This window comes from Massilia niastensis DSM 21313 (assembly GCF_000382345.1).
GTDB lineage: Bacteria > Pseudomonadota > Gammaproteobacteria > Burkholderiales > Burkholderiaceae_D > Telluria > Telluria niastensis.
In genome coordinates, this window is sequence record NZ_KB908084.1 from 91,643 (window position 1) to 109,111 (window position 17,469).

18 protein-coding genes are annotated in these 17,469 nt (G+C 68.4%); 11 read left to right on the top strand and 7 right to left on the bottom strand.

Features of this window, described 5'->3' with window-relative positions; all coding sequences use genetic code 11:
* Positions 1-130: 130 nt before the first annotated feature.
* Together imuA and H162_RS0107340 are read left to right on the top strand one after the other, a co-directional pair.
* Positions 131-841 carry a translesion DNA synthesis-associated protein ImuA gene (gene imuA / locus H162_RS0107335; protein WP_026354355.1) on the top strand — a complete coding sequence of 237 codons (711 nt, stop codon included), beginning with the start codon at positions 131-133 and terminating at the stop codon, positions 839-841.
* Entirely contained in the window at positions 771-2,252 is a 1,482-nt protein-coding gene (locus tag H162_RS0107340) for a Y-family DNA polymerase (protein WP_084676956.1), read from the top strand. The genes imuA and H162_RS0107340 overlap by 71 nt, the downstream gene beginning before the upstream one ends.
* 36 nt (positions 2,253-2,288) lie before the next feature.
* Here H162_RS0107340 and H162_RS0107345 read toward each other — a convergent pair whose 3' ends face one another.
* Together H162_RS0107345 and H162_RS30330 are read right to left on the bottom strand one after the other, a co-directional pair.
* Positions 2,289-3,578 (bottom strand): aspartyl/asparaginyl beta-hydroxylase domain-containing protein, encoded by a 1,290-nt coding sequence (locus H162_RS0107345; protein ID WP_020652811.1) that lies wholly within the window; start codon positions 3,576-3,578, stop codon positions 2,289-2,291.
* Between the two features lie 94 nt (positions 3,579-3,672).
* On the bottom strand, positions 3,673-4,377 hold the full coding sequence (locus tag H162_RS30330) for a GNAT family N-acetyltransferase (protein ID WP_020652812.1): 705 nt from the start codon (positions 4,375-4,377) through the stop codon (positions 3,673-3,675).
* A 241-nt stretch (positions 4,378-4,618) separates the two neighbouring features.
* Between H162_RS30330 and H162_RS0107355 the strand changes: the two genes are divergently transcribed.
* From H162_RS0107355 to hisN, 4 genes are all read left to right on the top strand, one after another.
* Positions 4,619-5,398 (top strand): alpha/beta hydrolase family protein, encoded by a 780-nt coding sequence (locus H162_RS0107355; protein WP_026354356.1) that lies wholly within the window; start codon positions 4,619-4,621, stop codon positions 5,396-5,398.
* Positions 5,395-5,844: a GNAT family N-acetyltransferase gene (locus tag H162_RS0107360; RefSeq protein WP_020652814.1), complete on the top strand. Its 450-nt coding sequence runs from the start codon at positions 5,395-5,397 to the stop codon at positions 5,842-5,844. The genes H162_RS0107355 and H162_RS0107360 overlap by 4 nt, the downstream gene beginning before the upstream one ends.
* A gap of 264 nt (positions 5,845-6,108) precedes the next feature.
* Complete coding sequence (locus H162_RS35540; RefSeq protein ID WP_020652815.1) at positions 6,109-6,240, top strand: hypothetical protein; 132 nt, start codon at positions 6,109-6,111, stop codon at positions 6,238-6,240.
* A gap of 22 nt (positions 6,241-6,262) precedes the next feature.
* Positions 6,263-7,060, top strand: a complete 798-nt coding sequence (gene hisN, locus H162_RS0107370; protein ID WP_020652816.1) for a histidinol-phosphatase — start codon at positions 6,263-6,265, stop codon at positions 7,058-7,060.
* An 11-nt stretch (positions 7,061-7,071) separates the two neighbouring features.
* Here the strand turns inward: hisN and H162_RS0107375 are convergent, their stop codons facing one another.
* Positions 7,072-7,809, bottom strand: a complete 738-nt coding sequence (locus tag H162_RS0107375) for a DUF4386 domain-containing protein (protein ID WP_040786734.1) — start codon at positions 7,807-7,809, stop codon at positions 7,072-7,074.
* 300 nt (positions 7,810-8,109) lie between these two features.
* On the opposite strand from H162_RS0107375, the gene H162_RS0107380 reads away from it, so the two are divergent.
* The 4 genes from H162_RS0107380 (at position 8,110) to H162_RS0107395 (ending at position 12,387) form a co-directional block, all read left to right on the top strand.
* Positions 8,110-8,574, top strand: coding sequence for an Hsp20 family protein (locus H162_RS0107380; protein ID WP_020652818.1), 465 nt, complete (start codon positions 8,110-8,112; stop codon positions 8,572-8,574).
* A gap of 243 nt (positions 8,575-8,817) precedes the next feature.
* Positions 8,818-10,347 carry a Do family serine endopeptidase gene (locus tag H162_RS0107385; RefSeq protein WP_020652819.1) on the top strand — a complete coding sequence of 510 codons (1,530 nt, stop codon included), beginning with the start codon at positions 8,818-8,820 and terminating at the stop codon, positions 10,345-10,347.
* Positions 10,348-10,393: 46 nt separating this feature from the next.
* Positions 10,394-11,056: a response regulator gene (locus H162_RS0107390; RefSeq protein WP_026354358.1), complete on the top strand. Its 663-nt coding sequence runs from the start codon at positions 10,394-10,396 to the stop codon at positions 11,054-11,056.
* Positions 11,053-12,387 carry an ATP-binding protein gene (locus tag H162_RS0107395; protein WP_020652821.1) on the top strand — a complete coding sequence of 445 codons (1,335 nt, stop codon included), beginning with the start codon at positions 11,053-11,055 and terminating at the stop codon, positions 12,385-12,387. The genes H162_RS0107390 and H162_RS0107395 overlap by 4 nt, the downstream gene beginning before the upstream one ends.
* Here H162_RS0107395 and H162_RS30340 read toward each other — a convergent pair whose 3' ends face one another.
* Positions 12,388-12,717: a hypothetical protein gene (locus tag H162_RS30340; protein ID WP_020652822.1), complete on the bottom strand. Its 330-nt coding sequence runs from the start codon at positions 12,715-12,717 to the stop codon at positions 12,388-12,390.
* A gap of 348 nt (positions 12,718-13,065) precedes the next feature.
* On the opposite strand from H162_RS30340, the gene H162_RS0107405 reads away from it, so the two are divergent.
* Positions 13,066-14,190, top strand: a complete 1,125-nt coding sequence (locus tag H162_RS0107405) for a branched-chain amino acid ABC transporter substrate-binding protein (RefSeq protein WP_020652823.1) — start codon at positions 13,066-13,068, stop codon at positions 14,188-14,190.
* Between the two features lie 103 nt (positions 14,191-14,293).
* Here H162_RS0107405 and H162_RS0107410 read toward each other — a convergent pair whose 3' ends face one another.
* Genes H162_RS0107410 through H162_RS0107420 form a run of 3 tightly spaced genes read right to left on the bottom strand, consistent with a single transcriptional unit; the run spans position 14,294 to position 17,468 of the window.
* Positions 14,294-15,040, bottom strand: a complete 747-nt coding sequence (locus H162_RS0107410; RefSeq protein ID WP_020652824.1) for a hypothetical protein — start codon at positions 15,038-15,040, stop codon at positions 14,294-14,296.
* Positions 15,041-15,090: 50 nt separating this feature from the next.
* Complete coding sequence (locus H162_RS0107415; RefSeq protein ID WP_026354359.1) at positions 15,091-16,524, bottom strand: efflux transporter outer membrane subunit; 1,434 nt, start codon at positions 16,522-16,524, stop codon at positions 15,091-15,093.
* Positions 16,524-17,468: an efflux RND transporter periplasmic adaptor subunit gene (locus H162_RS0107420; RefSeq protein ID WP_084676959.1), complete on the bottom strand. Its 945-nt coding sequence runs from the start codon at positions 17,466-17,468 to the stop codon at positions 16,524-16,526. Before H162_RS0107420 ends, H162_RS0107415 begins: the two co-directional genes overlap by 1 nt.
* Position 17,469: the final 1 nt, after the last annotated feature.

Here is a 17,469-nt window from a genome sequence, read left to right on the forward strand (position 1 = left end):
TTTTTCGGCGTGGTCTGCCTTTGAGTTTACTGAATACCAAATCCGCAACTGGTATGTTCAAAATGAATACACCTTGCCAAACTCTATCCCAGCTAGTACTGTATGTTTGTACAGTATTCGTTTGATAATTATGATAAATTGCTCAGAAACCCGTGCTGCGCCCGAGGCCTTGCACCCTTCGCTGTGGCGCGCTTCGCAGCTGGCGCGTGGCGGCGCGCGCTGCGTGGACACCGGTCATGCGACTTTGTCGAAGCAGCTGCCGGGCGGCGGCTGGCCCACCGGCACCCTGGTCGACCTGCTGCTGCAACAGCCCGGCATCGGCGAAATGCGCCTGCTGCGTCCCGCGCTCGCAGCCTGCGCCGAGCGCCGCATCGTGCTGCTGCAGCCGCCCCATCCGCCCCAGGCGCTGGCGCTGGCCGCGCTCGGCCTGGAGCCTTCGCAGCTGCTGTGGCTGCGCACCAGCCGCAGCGCCGATGCCCTGTGGGCGGCCGAGCAGGTGCTGCGCAGCGGCAGTTGCGGGGCGCTGCTGTTCTGGACCGGTCATGTGCGCAGCGACAGCCTGCGCCGCCTGCACCTGGCGGCGCAAAGCGGCGAAACCCTGTTTTTCATGCTCCGCCCGCTGGCCGCGGCACAAGACGCATCCCCCGCGCCCCTGCGTCTTTCGCTGCGCCCGGCGGCCGGCGGCATGGAGATCGGTTTCCTCAAACGCCGGGGACCGCAGCGCGACGCGCCGCTGTTCCTGCCCCTTACTCCTTCACTATTGCAACGCCATGCGTCTCTGGATCGGACTGTATTTGCCCCAGCTACCGCTCGAGGTCTTCAGCCCGAACTGGTCCAGTGACCCCGGCAGCGTCGTGCTCGAGCAGGAGAGGGTGCTGGCGATGTCGGCGGCCGCGCGCGCGGCCGGGGTGCGGCCCGGCATGCGGCGCGGCGGCGTGCTGATGCTCCTGCCCGAGGCGCGCCTGGTCGAGCGCAGCGGCACGCGCGAAGCCGAGGCCCTGGACGCGGTGGCGATGGCGCTGCTGCAGTACACGCCGCAGGTGGCCCAGGCCGAGGAAGCCACGCTCCTGCTCGACATCGGCGCCAGCCTGCGCCTGTTCGGCGGCATCCGCCGGCTGTGCGAGCGCGTGCGCGCCAACCTGCGCGCGCTGGGCTTCACCGCCTGCCTCGGCTGCGCGCCCACCGCGCGCGGCGCCTGGCTGCTGGCGCGCCGCAACGCCGGCCGTGCGCTGCGCATGGAGTCGCTGACGCGGCGCCTCGACCGGCTGCCGGTGACCCTGCTGCCGCCCGCGCGCGCCTACGCCGACTGGTTCGAGGGCATCGGCTGCCGCCATCTGGGCGAGCTGCGGCGCCTGCCGCGGCCCGGCCTGCAGCGGCGCTGCGGGCGCGCGCTGCTCGATATCGTGGATGCGGCCTATGGCCTCAGTCCGGAACTGTTCGAATGGGTCGAGCCGCCCGAACGCTTCCATGCGCGGCTCGAACTGTTCGACCGCATCGACCAGGCCGACCTGCTGCTGGCCGGCGCCCACCACCTGGTGCTGCAGCTGACCGGCTGGCTGTGCGCGCGCCAGCTGGCGGTCGAGCGCATCCGGCTGCTGCTGGAGCACGAGCGCGGCCGGGTGGCGCGTCCGCCCACAACGGTCGAGGTGGCGCTGGCCGAGCCCACCTGGCGCGACGAGCACCTGATGCGCCTGCTGAAAGAGCGCCTCGCCAAGCTGGAACTGGAAGCGCCGGTGATCGGCATCGGGCTGGAGGCGCAGCAGTTGCAGGCGATGGCGCCGCCCACCGAATCGCTGTTCCCCGAGCCCGGCGGCAGCGAGGAAGACCGGATGCGCATGATCGAGCTGCTGGTGGCGCGCCTGGGCGCCGACAACGTGCTGCAGGCGCTGCCGCATGCCGACTACCGCCCCGAGATCGCGAACGTGTGGGTGCCGGTGCAGCAGAAGGTCAGCGCGGCGGCGCGCGCATCGCAGATGCCGCCCGACGTGCAGAGCCTGCCGCGCCCGACCTGGCTGCTGGCCAAGCCGATCGCGCTGCTGATGCGCAATCACCGGCCGTTCTATGGATCGCCCCTGAAAGTGGCGTCCAGCCCGGAGCGCATCGAGGCCGGGTGGTGGAGCGAGCTCCAGGCGCGCGATTACTTCATCGCGGAAGGGCAGGACCATACGCTGTACTGGATCTACCGCGAGCGCATCGTCGGGGCGGGGGAGGATGCGCTGCCGCGGTGGTTCCTGCATGGGCTGTTCGGGTGAGCATCCTCACCCCGTCGCACCCGGCCGGCGCCAGGTTCAGAGCCCGAATCCCCCTTCGGACTGCGTCATCTGGTTCAGCCCGGCAGCCATGGCCGTGATCATCGCCCGCTCGGCCGCCGACAAATGCGGATGCCAGATATCGAAGATCAGCACCACGCGCAACTGATCGCTGTTATTCCAGGCTTCGTGCTCGATCGTATCGTCGAACACCCACGCCTTGCCGGGCACCCATTCACGCGTGTCGTTACCGACCCGGAACCCGCATCCGGGCGGCACGATCAGCGGCAGGTGCGTCACCAGCCGCACATTGCTGACCCCCGAATGCGGCGGAATCCGGGTTGCCGGTTTCAGCACCGAGAACATCGCGCTGGGCGTGCGTCCGGGCTGGTCGGGCTGCGGCGCGCCGCCCAGGGCCGCCATCGTGCGCGGACAGCGGGCGGCATTCTCCCCGACCACCTGTCCGCCCTCGATCAGGCGGAAGGCGCTCCAGCTCAGCGACTTGTTCAGTTCCGCCCACTGGTTCAGCGGCTGGTCGGCCGAATAATCGATGTAGGGCGTGAAGCCTTCCTCGGCGCCCAGCACCGCCAGGAATTCGGCGCGGATCTCCTCGGTGGCGGCCTCGATCGCGTCGAGCCAGGGAAAATCGGCGCGCTCGAAGAAGCTGACCGGCGACAGGCCCTGGTAGTGAAACAGCGCCGGCTGCGGATCGTAGCGGCGCTTGCGGCCGGTCATCACGTCCAGCGAATCGCGGAAGCGGCGCAGGTTTTCCCCCTGCAGCTCGCGGAAGTGGGGCGCGAGGTAGTCGTCCAGGAATGCGCCCAGCTCGCGGTTGTAGGTCTCGTGCCAGGCCAGCGCTTCGCGCACCGCCGGCTTCAGGTCGGCGGGCAGGGAGTCCAGCGGCGGCGCGACCGCGGCCACCGCGGCGCACGCGCCGGCCGCCGCTTGGCGCTTGCCCTGGCGGATATACAGCCTGGCGCGCAGGATCAGGGCGACCAGGTCATAGGGATCGACCGTGAGCGCTCCGCGGATGGCGGCTTCCTCGCCTTCCTCGTCCTTCAGCGCCAGGCATGCGACGGCCAGGTTGAGCCAGTGCTGCCTGTCGCGGCCGTCAACCTCGACCAGCCGCTGCAGCAGGTCGCGGGCGCGCGCCACCTGGCCGGACTGGAAGGCCGCCTGGGAGAGCGCCCGCAATGCTCCCGGATGGCCGGGGACGCGCGCCAGGATGTCGTCCCACAAGCGGACGGCGCGCTTTCCATCGCCCCGCCTGCCCGCCTGCAGCGCCTCGTTCTCGAGTGCTGCGATTCCGTTGATGACCGTATTCTGCATGCCTGGCTCCCGTTGTGGATGTATGTATTTTTTGTACATACGATTCTGGGCCAAACATATGCATACTGGCAAGTTGTATTTATGAGATACAAGTTTATTCGGCGAGCCTGACCCGGGTCAGGTGCAACTGCCGGCGCACCACATATCCCAGCGACGCGTACAGGGCGATCGCGCCATGGTTATGCGGATAGACGTGCAGGAAGGGAACATCGCCCCGGTCCACGATGCGGCGCATCTTTTCGACCATCAGGATGCGCGCATAGGCCTTGCCGCGATGCCCGGGATGCACGCACACGGCGCTCACCTCGACCAGTCCCGGCAAGCGCATGCGCTCGCCGGTCATCGCGGCCAGGGCGCCGCCTTCGCGAAAGCCGAGGAATTCGCCCAGTTCGTGGGTACGGGAGCCGAAGGGCCCGGGATTGGTCAGCGCCGTCAGCGCGCGCATCTGCTCGGCATCGGCATCGCCCAGCAGCAGCGGGTCGGCGCTCGACGCGCCCGTGTCGCGGGTGGCGACCATCTGCAGGACCGGACTGAGTCCGGTGAAGGTGAAGCCGGGCGCCACGCGTACCGCTTCAGGCGTCACCAGCATGACCGCTTCTTCCGGCCCGATCAGCGCGCCCAGGGCATTCCATGCGCCCGGACTGTCCTCGGCCAGCGCGGCGAACGGGCCGATCTCGCGCGGATAGCGTTTGGCCAGCGGGCCGCCCAGGGCGAAGTGCCGGTGTCCGCCGGTCAGGCTGGACCAGACCGGATGGTCGAGCGCCGCCTGGGCGGTGGAAGAGAGTGTGAAAGTCAGCATGTCGTGAATCGCCGTGAACGTTGACGCCTGCGGCGCCAGGAGGCGCCGTACCGATGATGCCGGACAATGATACCGCGCCGCCGCCACCGCGCTGCGGCGATGCGCCCGGGCGCCCATCGTGCTGGCCAATTGGACGATACCAGCCTGCGCGGACGCTATGCTATCGTTGCTTGCATGGCACGGCGCCGGCTGCAAGCGATGGCCCGGGCTCGCATGTCAAACCTGAAGGGAGGAGTAGGCCATGGCTGGGGAAGCGGTTCATTTCCGGGGGGCGGATGGGCAGATGCTGGCGGCGCGCCTCGACGCACCGGATGGCCTGGTGCGCGCCTACGCGCTGTTCGCCCACTGCTTCAGTTGCGGCAAGGATGTGTTCGCGGCAGCACGCACCGCCCAGGCGCTGACGCGGCATGGCATCGCCGTGCTGCGCTTCGACTTCACGGGCCTCGGGGCCAGTGAAGGCGATTTCTCCAACACGAATTTTTCATCGAACATCGCCGACCTGGTGGCAGCCTGCGACTTCCTGCGCGCCGAGTACGAAGCTCCCCGGCTCCTGATCGGCCACAGCCTGGGCGGCGCGGCGGTGCTCGCGGCCGCGGCCAGCATGCCCGAAGTGCGCGCGGTGGCGACCATCGCGGCGCCGAGCGACCCGCACCATGTCACCGGCCTGTTCAGCGAACACCTCGACACGATCGCCGAGCACGGCGAAGCGCTGGTCAAGCTGGCCGGGCGCGATTTCACCATCAAGCAGCAGTTCATCGAGGACGCGGCCGAGCACCGCCTCGACAAGAAGACGCAGGCGCTGGAACGCGCGCTGCTGGTCATGCATTCGCCGCTCGACCGCACGGTCGATATCTCGAATGCCTTCCACATCTTCCAGGCCGCGCGCCATCCGAAGAGCTTCGTGTCGCTCGACGGCGCCGACCACCTGCTGACGCGCCGCGAGGACGCGGTGTATGTCGCCAACGTGATCGCGGCCTGGAGCGCGCGCTACCTCGACCTGCGAAAAGACGAGGCGCCGTGAACGCAGCTATCCTGCGCTACCGCCAGGCGGAACCGGCGGACATCCCCGCGATGTCCGCCATCCGCCTCGCCGTGCGCGAAAACCGCCTGTCCTCGCCCGACCGCATCACGCACGACATGTACCTCGACTACCTGGGGCGGCTCGGGCGCGGCTGGGTGTGCGAGGCGGACGGCGAGATCGTCGGTTTCGCCTATGCCGACCTCCAGGACGGCTCGATCTGGGCGCTGTTCATGCGCCAGCACTACGAGGGCCTCGGCATCGGCCGCACGCTGCTGGGCATGGCGGCCGACTGGCTGTTCGGCATGGGACACGACACGGTCCGGCTGCAGACCACCGGCGGGACGCGCGCCGACCGCTTCTACCAGGCTTGCGGGTGGCTGCGCAGCGTCACGCCCGCGGACGACTACGTGTGCTATACGCTGCACCGTCCGCTCACGGCTCCCTGATGGCCGGGACGGGCGCGTGAGCGAAACCGGCGCCGTGACTGGAAGGAGAACGCATGAGACGAGGGTGCATGCCGCCGGCGCTGCTGTGCGCGGCGGCGGCCCATGGGGAGACGCTGGAGACCCCGACCTGCACGGTCACCATCGCATCGCGCTGCGCGGAAGGCAAGGTCAGCTGCGACGATGTGGTCTACACTGGCACCAGCAAGCGCTCGGGCCGGTCGATCACGCTGCGCGGCAAGACCCTGCGCGACCTGCCGCGACGGCGTGACGCCCTGCGCGTTCCAGGGCTACCTGTTCCGCTCCGGCCGCGTGCGCTATACCGTGCATGCCGATGGCCGCCTGGTGGTCACGAACGGCGGCAGGACGCTGGTGAACGAGCGCGGCGAATGGAAATGACGATGCATTCCTGGGAGGGACCATGCTACTTGACACACGCGAACTGGACGTGCTCCAGGCCTTTGCCGAAGAACTCGCGGACATCTCCGGCGCCGCGATCCTGCCGTATTTCCGCGGCAGGCTGGAGGTCGAGGACAAGGACGGCAAGGTCTTCGATCCCGTGACGGTGGCCGACCGCCTGGCCGAGCGGGTCATGCGCGACGCGATCGCCGCCAACCATCGCACGCACGGCATCATCGGCGAGGAAGAGGGCAGGGTGGCCGGCGCCAGCCCGCTGACCTGGGTGCTCGACCCGATCGACGGCACCCGCGCCTTCGTCATGGGCCTGCCGGTCTGGGGCACGCTGATCGCGCTGAACGATGGTACGCGCCCGGTCATCGGCATCATCAACCAGCCCTACACGCGCGAGCGCTTCGTCGGCACGCCCGCCGGCGCCTGGCTCAACGGCGTCCCGATCCGCACCCGCGCCTGTCCCGACCTGGCCTGCGCCCGGGTCATGCTGACGAAGCCGGCGGCCGGCGCCAGCGAAGCGGACGAGCCGGTCTTCAAGGCCATCGCCGGCGGCGCGCAGATGGTGCGCCACGGCGGCGACTGCTACGCCTATGGGCTGCTGGCGCATGGCCTGGTGGACGTGGTGCTGGAAGCCCACCTCGAGATCCACGACGTGCAGGCCCTGATTCCGGTGGTCGAGGGCGCCGGCGGCGTGATCACCACCTGGGAAGGCGGCGATCCGCAGCACGGCGGCTCGGTGCTGGCCTGCGGCGACAAGGCGCTGCATGGCGCGCTGCTGCGGCTGATCCGGCGCCTTCGCATCGCATAAGTAGTGCGCAGCTAGCCAACACGCCGCCGCCATGCCGCTTCATCCACGCCTTTGAACAGCATCCAGCCGCACAGTGAGGCTTCCGCCACCAGCGCCGGCAGCAGGATGGCGGGAAAGAGCAGGCGGGCCAGGGGCGGATGCAGGACGAGGCTGAAGCTGTTCACGAGATAGCACAGCCCCGCGACCTGCATCAGGATGCCGATCGTCCCCGGTACGAATCCGGACTTGCGGATCAGCTGGCCAACCACCAGGCACTCCACGCCGAAGAAGATCAATGCGATGCCGAAGGTCTGGCCGTGCGCGACGACCGCCAGGTAAGCCTGGGCCTGGGCCGCGCCCGGATCCTGCACGCCGGCGAAGGCCGCGCTGCTCAAGGGCGTGAGCGCCGATTGCAGGTGAAAAGCGCCGACGCTTTCGACAGCGATCGAGAGCAGGCCGAGGAAGGCCATGAACACGGCCAGCTCCCGGTTCACGACGCGAAACAGCAGGTACCAGGCCACGGTCACGCCGGCCGCGCACAGCAGCAGCAGCAGTTCGCCGGCCACTCCGAGACGCCACAGGAAGACCGATTCGCTCAGCCGCTGCGCCGTGGCGGCCGCGTCGCCGCTGACGACCACGCGGCCGCGAACGACCGCTTCGCCGAACAGCCCCAGCACGATCACCGCGAGGTAGAAGGCGCCGCCCAGGCGGGCGGCCGCTCGTGCCGGAAAAGGCCGCAGCCCGGCCGCTTCCATCCTTGTTTCTTCCATCGGATGCCTCCATGTCACGACAACGCAATGAAGCCAGGCATGTTTCGCCAGTGCGAACCGTGCTTCCAGCCGATCCCGGGTGTCCGGAATGCACTCCGGACGAGCATAACCCACGTCATCCCCATCGTCGAGCCAGCTGGTCCGCAGGGAGTGTGCGATCCAAATAAAATTTTTAGATATGGCAAAAAATTCGTATTTTGCATACCTTGAAAATGCGATCACCTGGCTTTAGATTGGTCTCAACGGATGCTCAATTGAGGTCCGTCAACTTATCGCTTAACTTGAAAAGGATATGACATCATGCGTACTTTTGACCTGACTCCGCTGTACCGTTCCGCCATCGGTTTCGATCGCCTGGCCAACCTGCTCGAGCAACGCGCCGACGCGCAGCCGAGCTACCCGCCGTACAACATCGAACTGGTGAGCGAAGACAAGTACCGCATCGTGATGGCCCTCGCCGGTTTCACCCGTGACGAGATCGAGATCGTGACCGAGCGCGACAGCCTGCATGTCGTCGGCCGCAAGCAGAAGGACGACATCCAGCGTACCTTCCTGCACCGTGGCATCGCCGCACGCGATTTCGAACAGCGCTTCCAGCTGGCCAACCACGTGAAGGTGACCACCGCGTCGTACGACAACGGCATGCTCACCATCGAACTGGTGCGTGAAGTGCCGGAAGCCCTGAAGCCGCGCAAGATTGCCATCGCTGACGCGACCGGCAACACCGGCAACGTCCAGGCACTGGAACAACGCGACGCCGCCTGAGCGGTTCAAGCTGCAGGTAACACCTTGGTAGTCGATTGAAAGAAAGGGCGCTCGCGGTTGGGGCGCCCTTTTCCACGCCTGGACGCGTGGTGTTACCTGGCGCACACGGCTGGGCTGGTTCATGCTTAAGCCTGCTTTAAGGCTGGGTCTTGCCAACTTAAGTATGTCCTAAGGCTGGTACGGGAAGATAAGCCCATCGATAGCAACAACATCGGTCAACCATTTTTATCAGGAGCACAGAACATGTCTAACGAAGGTGCCGTCACTGCCATCACTGCCAAACGCCTCACGCTGGCCCTGTGTGCCGCGGGCGTCATTGGCGGAGCGGTCGGTGCAATTGCCGTCAACCACAACAACGCCGCCGCGAACGGCGCAGCCGAAGTCGCGGCCGCTCCCGTCCCGGCGCCGGCGCCCGCGCCCGCAGCCGTTGCTGCCGTGCCTGCGTCGACGGTGACCCTTCCTGATTTCACGCGCATCGCCTCGACGAACGGCAAGGCGGTGGTGAACATTCGTGTCGTCGGCGGCACCAAGACCGCGGCGCGCGGCCGCATGCCGGAAATCGACCCGAGCCATCCGTTCTATGAATTTTTCCGACAGTTCCAGGATCCCCGCTATGGTGGCGGACGCGGTCGTGAAGCTCCCGTTTTCGGCGCCGGATCGGGCTTTATCGTAAGCCCGGACGGCGTCATCCTGACCAACGCCCACGTCGTGCAAGGCGCCGACGAAGTGACCGTCAAGCTGCAGGACCGCCGCGAATTCCGCGCCAAGGTCCTGGGCTCCGACCCGCGCACCGACGTGGCCGTGCTGAAGATCGACGCCAGGAACCTGCCGGTGGCGCCGATCGGCAAATCCGGTTCGCTGCTGGCGGGCGAGTGGGTGCTGGCCATCGGTTCGCCGTACGGCCTGGAAAGCACCGTCACCGCCGGCGTGGTCAGCGCGACCGGCCGTTCGCTGCAGGATGGCGCGGTGCCGTTCATCCAGACCGACGTGGCGGTCAACCCGGGCAACTCGGGCGGCCCGCTGTTCAACACCCGCGGCGAAGTGGTCGGCATCAACTCGCAGATCTACAGCCAGACCGGCGGCTACCAGGGCCTGTCGTTCGCGATCCCGATCGACATGGCGATCAAGATCAAGGACCAGATCGTGTCCACCGGCAAGGTGGCGCACGCCAAGCTGGGCGTGACGGTGCAGGAAGTGAACCAGGGCTTCGCCGACTCGTTCAAGCTCGAGTCGCCGGAAGGCGCGCTGGTTTCCAGCGTCGAGCGCGGCAGTGCGGCCGAGCGCGCCGGCCTGAAGTCGGGCGACGTGATCCGCCGCCTGAACGGCCGGGCCATCGTCGATTCGGGCGACCTGCCGGGCATGCTGTCGCTGAACAAGCCGGGCGACAAGATCAGCCTCGACGTGTGGCGCGACGGCAAGGTCGTGCGCATCGATGCGGTGCTGGGCGACGCCAGCGAGAAGGCCAAGCGCAGCCCGCAGGAAGAGCTGGCCGCGACGGCCGACAGCAGCGCCAAGCTGGGCCTGGCCCTGCGTCCGCTGGAGCCGGTCGAGCGCCGCCAGAGCGGCATCGCGACGGGCCTGGTGATCGAGGATGCCTCGGGCGCCGCCGCGATCGCGGGTGTCGAGCCGGGCGATGTACTTATTTCAGTCAACGGTCGTACGGTGAATACCGTCGACCAGGTCCGCGACGTGGTGGGGAAATCCACTAAGTCTGTGGCCTTGCTGATCCAGCGCGGGAATGACAGAATCTTCATTCCAGTGCGGATCGGTTAAGGAGGCGTAGCGTCCTCGACCTGCTGGTTTCAAGAACGGGGAATTCATGCGGCTATTGCTGGTGGAAGACGATACGATGATCGGCGAAGTAGTGCTCGACCTGTTAAGGGCCGAGCACTACGCCGTCGACTGGGTCAAGGACGGCGAAATGGCCGACACGGCCCTGATGCAGAACCAGAACTACGACCTTGTGCTGCTCGACCTCGGGCTGCCGCGCAAGGATGGCCTGGACGTGCTGCGCTCGATGCGCTCCCGCAAGGATCGCACGCCGGTACTGGTCGCCACCGCGCGCGACTCGGTCGCGCAGCGGATCGCCGGCCTCGACGCCGGCGCCGACGACTACGTCCTCAAGCCCTACGATCTCGACGAACTGCTGGCGCGCATCCGCGCGCTGCTGCGCCGCGCCGCCGGGCGCGCCGAACCCATCTTCGAGTACAAGAACATCACGGTCAACCCCGCCACCCGCGAAGTGCTGGTCGACGGCGTCCAGGTATCGCTGTCGGCGCGCGAATGGGCGGTGCTGGAAGCGCTGGTGGCGCGTCCCGGCGCGGTGCTGTCGCGCGCGCAGCTCGAGGAAAAGCTGTACAGCTGGCGCGATGAAGTCAGCAGCAACGCGGTGGAAGTCTACATCCACGGCCTGCGCAAGAAGCTGGGCAGCGACCTGATCCAGAACGTGCGCGGGGTCGGCTACATGGTGCCCAAGGCATGAAAGTCACGCACTCCCTGCGCGGGCGCCTGCTATGGTTCCTGCTTGCCGCGATCACCATCGCGGCGCTGGCGCAGGCCTCGATCGCCTACCGCACCGCGCTGCACGACGCCGACCAGATCTTCGACTACCACATGCAGCAGATGGCGCTGTCGCTGCGTTCGGGCACGCCGCTGTCGAACATCGAGGCGAGCGCGCGCGCCGAAGCCGACAACGGCAGCGGCAACGACGACATGGTGGTGCAGATGTGGTCGCCCGACGGCGTGCAGATGTTCCACAGCGTCTCGCGCGCGCGCCTGCCGCAGCGCGCGGTGCTGGGCTTTTCCAACGTGAAGGCCAACGGCACGGTGTACCGCGTGTTCTCGATCCAGACCGCGAACCAGACCGTGCAGGTGGCGCAGGACCTCGCCGTACGCCGCAACATGGCGGGCAACCTGGCGCTGCGCACCCTGGGTCCGATCGCGGTGATGATGCCGATCCTGATGCTGGTGGTGTGGTGGGTCGTCAGCGGCTCGCTGGAACCGGTGGCGCGGGTGCGCTCGCAGGTGGCCTCGCGCCAGGCCGACGACCTGTCGCCGGTGTCCGAGGCGGGCCTGCCCGACGAAGTGCGCCCGCTGGTGCAGGAACTGAACCTGCTGTTCGGGCGCGTCAAGACCGCGTTCGAGGCCCAGCAGAATTTCGTCGGCGACGCCGCGCACGAGCTGCGCACGCCGCTGGCCGCGCTGCGGCTGCAGGCCCAGAGCCTGGACCGCGCCGAGACGCCGGAAGCGCGCCGCACCGCGGTCGCGCGCCTGACCGCCGGCATCGACCGCGCCACCCGGCTGGTCGAGCAGCTGCTGGTGCTGGCGCGGCAGGAAGCCACCGCCGCCACCGGCGCGGCCTGCCGCCCGGTGGACCTGGCCGACCTGGCGCGCCGCACGGTGGCCGACCTGGCCGGCGTGGCCGCCAGCAAGGGCGTGGACGTGGGCGTGCAGCAGGCCGACCACGCGAGCGTGGAAGGGCAGCCGGACGCGCTGCAGATCCTGCTGCGCAACCTGGTGGACAACGCGATCAAGTACACGCCCGCGGGCGGCACGGTCGACATCTCGGTGCATGCCGAGGCGGGCCGGGTGGTGGTGCAGGTCGAGGACAGCGGCCCGGGCATCCCGCCCGAGGAACGCGAGCGCGTGTTCGACCGCTTCTACCGCGTGGCCGGCAGCGAAGCCGCCGGCAGCGGCCTGGGGCTGGCGATCATCAAGGCGATCGCCGAACGCCACGGCGCTACCCTGACGCTCGGCCAGTCCGAGCGCCTGAAAGGGCTGGCCGCCACGGTCGTCTTCAAGAACGGGGCCTGATCAGCAGCCGAGCTGGTGATACCGCTTGCGCATGATGAGCAGGTCGTGCTGCAGGGATTCGATCAGGGCCGTGCCACCACGCCGCTCGGCCCGTTCGCTCTCGATGATAGCGCCTTCAAGCTCCCTGCATTCCTGCTTGGAGCGCGTATCCAGGCGCCGGCGGCGGGTGGCGCTTTCCAGCTGCTGGGCGTTCATGTCGGTCAATGGCTGCACCCCGTCAGCAAACATTTCCCGATTGCGCTCACGAGCAACGTCGGCCCCGATGCGTTCGTTCCCCGACAGCTTGTTGACGCCGCGTGTCGGAACGACATCCAGGCGCTGGGCGCCCAAGCAGGGCTCGTCGGAATAGCTGGTCTTTCCCTTGATAACGCACTTGTAGATCGTCCGTCCCGGCTGGGGAAGCTGGGCGTGGGTGGACGCGGCGGCAAGCAGTAGCAGCAGGCCGCTGGCAAGCAGGCCGGCAGCTCTGGATCTGGCTGGTGTAACGATAGCGGTCTCCGTTTATTCTTCTGTACGCCCGCGCTGCGGGCAGGTGTCCATGCGCCGGTCAAGCGCAGCAGGATACCCGAGTTCCCGGCGCCATATTCTCTACAATTGTCACGGCCGGCGCGGCTGCCGGGCTGGCGGTAGAATGCCTGGTTTGGTCGGGGAAAACCGGCATGTAAAGATGAGGAATCGATGAAGAAGATTGTGATGTTGGGAGCGCTGGCGGCGGCCGGGATGGCGTCGGCGCAGGACGTGGTGAAGATCGGCCATGCGGCGGCCGTGACCGGGCCGGTGGCCTACTTCGGCAAGGACACCGAGAACGGCGCGCGCATGGCCATCGAGGCGCTGAACGCGCGCGGCGTGGCGATCGGCGGCAGGAAGGTGAAGTTCGAGCTGATGGCCGAGGACGATGCGGGCGACCCGAAACAGGCCACCAGCGTGGCGCAGAAGCTGGTCGACGCGAAGATCCACGGCATGGTCGGCCACGAGACCTCGGGCACCACGATCCCGGCTTCCAAGATCTACCACGCCGCCGGCATCCCGCAAATCTCGCCGTCGAGCACCAGCCCGAAGTACACGCAGCAGGGTTTCAACACCAGCTTCCGGGTGGTGGCCAACGACGTGCAGCTGGGCCAGGCGCTGGGCCGCTACGCCATCGGCGGCATGGCGGCGCGCCGGGTGGCGGTGGTGGACGACCGCACCGCGTACGGCCAGGGCCTGGTGACCGAGTTCTCGCGCAGCCTGCAGAAGCAGGGCGGCAGCGTGGTGGCGCGCGAGTTCACGCACGACAAGGCGACCGATTTCAGCGCCATCATCACGCGCATCCGCGCCACCAAGCCGGACCTGGTCTTCTTCGGCGGCATGAGCGCGACCGCGGGCCCGATGCTGCGCCAGATGAAGCAGCTGGGCATGAACGTGCGCATGATGGGCGGCGACGGCATCTGCTCGGACGAGATCCACAAGCTGTCGGGCGGCACCATGACCGATGGCCAGGTGGTGTGCGCGGAGGCGGGCGGGGTGCAGGGCGAGGCCAGGGCCGGCATGGACAAGTTCCGCGCCGACTACAGGAAGCGCTTCGGCATCGATGTGCAGATCAATGCGCCGTATGCCTACGATGCGGTGATGACCATGGCCGAGGCGATGGTGAAGGCCGGCTCGCCGGCGCCTTCGAAGTACCTGCCGGTGCTGGCGAAGATCCAGTACAAGGGTGTGACCGGACCGATCGCGTTCGACCAGCGTGGCGATATCCGCGACGGGACCATCACGCTGTATTCGTTCAAGGGCGGCAAGCGCTCGGTGCTGACGGTCACCAAGTAGCGTGGGCGGGTCTCCCGCCCACGCGGTGATAGTTAAAGCGAGATCATCGAAGACGATATAGGTGCCTTCAATAATCGACGCGTGGGCAGCGCAGCTGCCCACCCTACCGGGGAATCAGATGCCGGAAGGTCGGCTCGATATTCTTCGAGTGCAGGTGCCTGACGATGTCCTCCAGCGTCGCATCCTTCAGCAGCAGCCCGTCGGGAACGCCGGCGGGCTTCGATGGCGCGCTGGCCGGCGCCGGCGCCGCATCCCGCGCCGGCTGCAGCAGCTCCAGCGCATGCCTGAACTGCTCCCCGCTCATGCTCTGCAATCCCTCCAGGAAGGCGACTTGCCCGGCCAGCGGCGGCGCCATCTCCAGCCCCGACTCCTCGGCAAACGACGCCCCCATGCCGGGGTGGATGAACGCGGCCCATTTGCCGCTGCTCCGGTTCAGGCAAGGCGGCAGCTCGACCTGGGCCCGGACGATGTCCGGACCGAGCTTCTGCTCGGGAAAGTAGGCGGCATGCAGCCGCTCGACGAAGGCCTGCACCTGCGCCACCGGCGTCGGCGTCTCCAGCGACAGCCACAGCCCGTAGCCGCTGGCGCCTGAAATGCTCACCGCCGGCGCCGGAAGGTCGAGTTCATTCTGCAGCGCATTCGCCACCACACACAATTGCGTCCAATGCGCCGCCTCGTCGCCCTTGTCCAACTGATGGAACGGGATCATCACCCCACGGGTGAGGTCGTCGGCCGTCACAAGACCGATGGCGAAGGTCTCCTGGCCTTGCACATGCCGCGCCAGCGCTTCGGACGGCAGCGCCGCCGGCGGCAGGTACAGCCTGTTGAGTTCTGAAATTAACTTCTGCATGAAACTTCCTCGCGCTCTGGTCTGGCGCGCTATTCTGACACACGGGGGCGTCAGCGCGCTGGACTCTCCCATCCCCCGCCCAGCGCCAGGAACAGCGTCACCTGGTCCGTCGCCAGCTTGGCCTCCGAGGCGGCCACCGCCGCCTGCGCCGACGCCAGCGTGCGCTCGGCGTCGAGCGTGGTCAGGAAGTCCGTGCGGCCGAAGCGGTACAGCTTCGCCGCCTGCTGCGAGGCCAGCGCGCTCTGGTCGCGCGCCGCCTTCAGCGCGGCATGGCGGTCGAGCTCACGGGCATACGCGGTCAAGGCGGTCTCGGTCTCGCGCAATGCGTTCAGCACCACGCCGTCGAAGCGCGCCAGTGCCGCCGCCGCGCTGGCCTCGGCCTGCGCGATGTGCGCGCGGGCGGCGCCGGTCGAGGGCAGGGTCCAGGAAATCAGGGGACCGAGGCTGTAGCGCAAGCTGTCGCCCTTTCCGAAGCTGGACAGGGCGCCGGCGCTGCCCGCCGACAGGCCCAGGCTGACCTGCGGGTACAGCTCCGCCGTCGCCACGCCGATGCGCGCGGTGGCGCCCGCGAGCGTGCGTTCGGCCTGGCGGATATCCGGCCGGCGGCGCAGCAGCGCGGCGCCGTCGCCGACGGGAATCGTGGACCCCAGCTGCGGCACCGTGGCGCACCGGGCGACCGCTTGCGGGAAACGCGCCGGCGCCTCGCCCGTCAGCACGGCCAGCCGGTACAGCGCGGTGCGCCGCTGGGCCTCGAGCGGCGGCAGGGCGGCGCGCAACTGTTCCAGCTGGCCGAGCGCGCGGCTGTTGTCCAGCGCGGTGCCGCGGCCCAGCTTGACGCGCTGTGCGGTCGACGCGACGAACCTGCCCTGCAGGCCGACCGACTGCCGCGCGATCGCGATCTGCTGGCCGGCCGCACAGGCTTCGGCATAGGCGCGCGCCGTGTCGGCAGCCACCGTCACCCGCGCCAGGTCGACCGCGGCCTGGGCGCTTTCCGAATCGGCATTCGCCGCCTCGACCGCACGCCTGATCTGGCCAAACAGGTCGAGCTGGTAGGACACGTGCAGTCCGGCGTCGTAGCTGGCCCGGTCGGGCAGCGCGTGCGATGCGCCGTTGGCGGCGCCGGACGCGTGCCCGAGCGCCGGGGATGCGCTCAGGTCGACCTCCGGCCGGCGCAGCTGTTCCGCTTCCGACAGCAGCGCGCGGGCGCGCGCCAGGTTGGCGCCGGCCACCCTCAGGTCGGCGTTGGCGGCGAAGGCCCGGTCGACCAGGGCGTCGAGCGTGCTGTCGTGGTAGAGCCGCCACCATTGGGCCGGCAGGGGCGCGGCGCTGTAGGGCTTTCCCGTGGCGCCCACGAATGGCGCCGCGGCCTCGCCGCGCTTGGCGACCGCCGCGTCGGGCACGCGGTAGTCGGGGCCGACGGTCGTGCTGCAGGCGCCGAGCGCCAGCGCCGCCAGCGCCGCCAGGGAGAACGAGCGGACATCCATCATGAGCGCGGCCATCCGTTCTTCAGCGCGCTGGGAGCGGCCATCGCGTGCGCCTGGACCGGTGCGACCCGTTTGCCAGTGGCCGGCAGCACCTGCACGGTCGCGGTCTGGCCGGCGACCAGGCGCACGCCGGCGGGGATCGGGTCGAGCGCGACGCGCACCGGGATGCGCTGCGCCAGCCGGACCCAGTTGAAGGTCGGGTTGATGTTCGGCAGGAGGTTGCTGCCGGTCGTGCGGTCGCGGTCCGAGATGCCTTCCGCGAAGCTCTCGATGTGGCCGTGCAGCTTCTGCGTCGCGCCCATCAGAGAGACGGTGACCGGATCGCCGAGGTGGATCGCCGGCAGCTTGGTCTCCTCGAAATAGCCCTCGACGTAGAAGGAAGCGCGGTCCACCAGCGCCATCACCGGATGGCTGGCGCTGACGTAGGCGCCGGCGCGCAGGTCGAGGTTGGTGACGAAGCCGTCGACGACCGACCTGACCTGGGTGCGCTCGAGGTCCAGCTTCGCGGTATCGCGGTTGACCACCGCCTGGGCCAGCGCCGCGCGCGCCAGCTCGACGCGCGACTGGCCCTGTTCGCGGGTTTCCTGGGCCACCAGTTCGTCGAGCTGCACGTTGCGGCGCGCTTCGCGCTGCGCCTGGTTCAGCGCGGCCTGCGCGGACTGCTCGGCGGCTTCGGCCTGGCGCAGCGCCAGTTCGAAGCGGGCGCGGTCGACCTCGAACAGCAGGTCGCCCGCATTCACCTGCTGGTTGTCGTGCACGTGCACCCTGGTCACCTGGCCGGTGACGTCGGGCGCGACCTGCACCACATAGGCCTTGACGCGGCCATCGCGCGTCCAGGGTTCGACTTCGTAATGGCGCCACAGCTGCCAGCCGGCATAGGCGGCGCCGGCGGCGGCCAGCAGGGTGACGGCGACCCGGCTCACGGCCGGAAGAGAGAATTTCATG

Coding starts and splice junctions, on each gene's coding strand:
- hisN (WP_020652816.1), top strand. CDS start 6,263: ATGCTACTTGACACACGCGAACTGGACGTGCTCCAGGCCTTTGCCGAA.
- H162_RS0107420 (WP_084676959.1), bottom strand. CDS start 17,468: ATGAAATTCTCTCTTCCGGCCGTGAGCCGGGTCGCCGTCACCCTGCTG.
- H162_RS0107345 (WP_020652811.1), bottom strand. CDS start 3,578: ATGCAGAATACGGTCATCAACGGAATCGCAGCACTCGAGAACGAGGCG.
- H162_RS0107380 (WP_020652818.1), top strand. CDS start 8,110: ATGCGTACTTTTGACCTGACTCCGCTGTACCGTTCCGCCATCGGTTTC.
- H162_RS0107415 (WP_026354359.1), bottom strand. CDS start 16,524: ATGGATGTCCGCTCGTTCTCCCTGGCGGCGCTGGCGGCGCTGGCGCTC.
- H162_RS0107355 (WP_026354356.1), top strand. CDS start 4,619: ATGGCTGGGGAAGCGGTTCATTTCCGGGGGGCGGATGGGCAGATGCTG.
- H162_RS0107405 (WP_020652823.1), top strand. CDS start 13,066: ATGAAGAAGATTGTGATGTTGGGAGCGCTGGCGGCGGCCGGGATGGCG.
- H162_RS0107390 (WP_026354358.1), top strand. CDS start 10,394: ATGCGGCTATTGCTGGTGGAAGACGATACGATGATCGGCGAAGTAGTG.
- H162_RS0107410 (WP_020652824.1), bottom strand. CDS start 15,040: ATGCAGAAGTTAATTTCAGAACTCAACAGGCTGTACCTGCCGCCGGCG.
- H162_RS30330 (WP_020652812.1), bottom strand. CDS start 4,377: ATGCTGACTTTCACACTCTCTTCCACCGCCCAGGCGGCGCTCGACCAT.
- H162_RS0107385 (WP_020652819.1), top strand. CDS start 8,818: ATGTCTAACGAAGGTGCCGTCACTGCCATCACTGCCAAACGCCTCACG.
- H162_RS0107375 (WP_040786734.1), bottom strand. CDS start 7,809: ATGGAAGAAACAAGGATGGAAGCGGCCGGGCTGCGGCCTTTTCCGGCA.
- H162_RS0107340 (WP_084676956.1), top strand. CDS start 771: ATGCGTCTCTGGATCGGACTGTATTTGCCCCAGCTACCGCTCGAGGTC.
- H162_RS0107395 (WP_020652821.1), top strand. CDS start 11,053: ATGAAAGTCACGCACTCCCTGCGCGGGCGCCTGCTATGGTTCCTGCTT.
- imuA (WP_026354355.1), top strand. CDS start 131: ATGATAAATTGCTCAGAAACCCGTGCTGCGCCCGAGGCCTTGCACCCT.